We start from the raw sequence: 3,165 nt of genomic DNA on the forward strand, positions 1-3,165 counted from the left end.
GCCCTGAGGGAGGCCGGCCGCGGTGACCACCTGGCAGATATATACCTGGAACGGGCCCGCCGGTTCCTCGCCCAGGACCCAGGAGACGACTGGACCGGCGTGGAGGCATTCAAAGAGAAATGATAGACAGAGCAGCCCGGCCCGGGAAACCGAAAAAGTCTGCCGGGGAGACTGCCGCGCCCTTTGCTCCTGTCGGATCCATGTCGTGACGGTGGGTTTGGAGTATTCCCTGAAGCTGACGGCCGTGCCGGGGAATGAACGCCCATCGAAAGGAGGAAGAGAAGTTGCGACCATCGATAGCTATAAGCCTTGCAATCCTGGTATCGATCGCCCTTTGTGCGGGCGCGCTTGGACAAGACGTGATTACGGTCGTCGGTAACAACGCTCCCCCGTACAGGATCATCCAACAGAATCAATTCTCCGGGATATACTTCGATGCGATGAAGGAGATCGCGAAAAGAATCGGAGTGAAGGCCAGGTTCATCGAGGTTCCCTTCAAGCGCGCCCTGCTTCTCATGAAGCAGGGAAGAGCCGACGTCATGCTGGGGCCTAACAGAACTCCGGAGCGGGAAAAATATCTGATCTACACCGAGGCGTACTTCCCACCCGAGTACAAGGCATTCTATGTCCGTCCCGACTCCCCCGAAATCGGGGGTTACGATGATCTGAAGGGCAAGAAAATCGCCGTCGATCTCGGGAAAGCGTATTTCCCCCGATTCGATAGAGACAAGAAGCTGAAGAAGGTAGTCTGCCCCAACTATATGGTTGCCATAAACAGGGTCAGGAGCAAGAAAGCCGACGTCGTCATCATGCCTGAGCGGGAAGGCGACTACCTGCTCAAGAAACTAAACATTCGACTGAAGAAATCTTCATACGTCGCTCCAGGACGGAAATCGTACATCACCATATCACGGAAGTCCACGGTCGTCGCGATTCAAAAAAAAATCGAAGACGCCATGAAACAGATGATCGCCGACGGCACCATGGAGAAAATACTCAATCGGTACAGATGATACCCGGCTGCGGACATGTACCTTGTCCCAGGAGCTCGCGATGCGCCGCAGAGGCCTTCCCACGCTGAACGTCACAATCCTAACGATCTTTTTCGTTATTCTCTTTGCCCTTGCCGGCATCCTTATATTTTACAACTACGAGAAAAACTCTGAGACCGCCCTTTTGGCCGCGCAAGAACTCCTCACCGAAGTCAATAACAAGGTTTTGCAGAAGACCCGCCTGGTCTTCCAGCCTGTCTATGTCTTGGGCAACGTCCTAGCCGACACGCCGGATGTGGCCCGAAGGCCGACCGGCTTCTCTCACCCCCTGCTCGGTTATCTTCTCGAGGCCCTGCGGTCGGCCCCCCAGATCTACTCCCTCTACATGGGATACGATGACGGAGACTTCTACCAGGTTATCTCCTTTCTCGGGGTCTACGGCTCAACCCGTTCAGCCCTTTCCGCCCCTCCCGACGCCCAATGCGCCGTAAGGCAGATCTACCAGGACCGCAACGGGAAGCGGATCGAGGTCTGGGATTTTCTGGACAAGGACCGGAAACCCGTGGGGCCGAGAATCGAGAAGCAAGCCGTCTACGATCCGAGGAAACGTCCCTGGTACAGCCTCGCCGACGGGGCCGACGGACTCGTCAAAACGAACCTCTACGCTTTTGCGGACGTCAAGGCTCTGGGCCTGACCTTTGCCCGTCGTTTTGTGGGGGAGGTCTCTGGTGTTTTCGGTATCGACATCACGCTGGAGAAGCTGTCGCAGTTTTTGAAAAAGCAGCAGATCGGTCAGACCGGTCTGATCCGTCCAAGGTAATAAAGGAGGAGCAGGGCGAGGACGGTCGTTTGCGGATGGTTCCTGCCACGGTGTTTGACCTGGAAAACCCCGTGATCGAGACGGTCTATATGAAGTACGCCTCGGGCGAGGATCTGGAGTACCGGTACTCCTCTTTCGAGGTTGGAGGCGAGACCTATCTTTTGCGGTTGACCCCGGTGCCCGGGTTTCACGGCAAGGAGGAGTACATTGCCCTGTTTGCTTCGGTGAAGGACTTTATCGGGCCGATTGCCGAGACGCGGACTCAGAGTCTGATTTTTTCCTTTATCATTCTTGCCTTATCGATCCCGATCATCACTCTGGCGGCCCGGTCGATCAGCAAATCCCTCAACGCCCTGGCCAAGGAGTCGGACAAGATCAAGGGGTTCGAGTTGGACTCTCCTGTGGAGGTCAGATCCAGGGTGGCCGAGATCCACAAGCTCTCCCAATCCATGAACACCATGAAGACCGCTCTCAGAACCTTCGGGCGGTACGTACCGATGGCGCTGGTCAAGAGGTTTGTCCAGTCGGATATCGTTCCGACACTGGGTGGGGAGCGGCGGGAGCTGACCCTGCTGTTCACGGATGTGGCCGATTTTACGACCATGTCCGAAACCATGGCTCCCGAGGATCTGATGCTCAAGGTATCGGAGTATTTTGAGAAGGTCGGTTCTGTGATCATCGAGCACGGGGGGACGATCGACAAGTTCATCGGTGATGCGATCATGGCCTTTTGGAACGCCCCGGTAAAAACCGACAATCACTGTTTGAAAGCCTGTGAAGCGGCTCTCCGGTGTGTACGGGTCTCCAACAGGCTGAACCAGGCATGGAGGGACGAGGACAGCCCGGTCATGTTCACCCGGTTTGGCATCCATACGGCCGATGCGGTGGTGGGCAACGTCGGTTCTCCGGACCGGATGAACTATACCGCCATAGGGGCTTCTGTGAACACGGCTTCGCGGCTTGAGGGGCTGAACAAGTTCTACGGGACCCAGATTCTGGTCAGCCAGACGGTCAGAGACAGGGTGGAGGGGGTCTTTGTGTTCCGTTCGGTGGACCTGGTCATTCCCAAGGGGGCCACGGTTCCGATTGCACTTTTTGAGCTGATCGGGGCCCTGCCTGGGACGGGGTACACCGACATCGTGGTCTCGGAGGAGAGGCTGGAGCACTTTGCCGCCTGGGAGAGGGCTTATGCGGACTACAGGGAAAGGCATTGGGACAGGGCCGTTGCCGGGTTCAGTACCCTGAGGGAGGCCGGCCGCGGTGACCACCTGGCAGATATATACCTGGAACGGGCCCGCCGGTTCCTCGCCCAGGACCCAGGAGACGACTGGACCGGCGTGGAGGCATTCAAAA

General features: G+C 57.0%; 3 protein-coding genes. All 3 read left to right on the plus strand.

Translation table 11 applies throughout. The features are described from left to right. The first annotated feature begins 284 nt into the window (after window positions 1-284). Window positions 285-1,013 (plus strand): amino acid ABC transporter substrate-binding protein, encoded by a 729-nt coding sequence (locus JRJ26_20755; protein MBW2059920.1) that lies wholly within the window; start codon window positions 285-287, stop codon window positions 1,011-1,013. Window positions 1,014-1,053: 40 nt separating this feature from the next. Beyond that, entirely contained in the window at window positions 1,054-1,812 is a 759-nt protein-coding gene (locus JRJ26_20760) for a hypothetical protein (GenBank protein MBW2059921.1), read from the plus strand. A gap of 35 nt (window positions 1,813-1,847) precedes the next feature. Next, window positions 1,848-3,165: adenylate/guanylate cyclase domain-containing protein (locus tag JRJ26_20765; GenBank protein MBW2059922.1), on the plus strand; the 1,318-nt coding region annotated here is incomplete at its 3' end.

This window comes from Deltaproteobacteria bacterium (assembly GCA_019308905.1).
Lineage (GTDB): Bacteria > Desulfobacterota > BSN033 > WVXP01 > WVXP01 > JAFDHF01.

Excerpts from the sequence above, each read along its gene's own strand:
- JRJ26_20760 (MBW2059921.1), top strand. The coding sequence starts at position 1,054 with ATGCGCCGCAGAGGCCTTCCCACGCTGAACGTCACAATCCTAACGATC.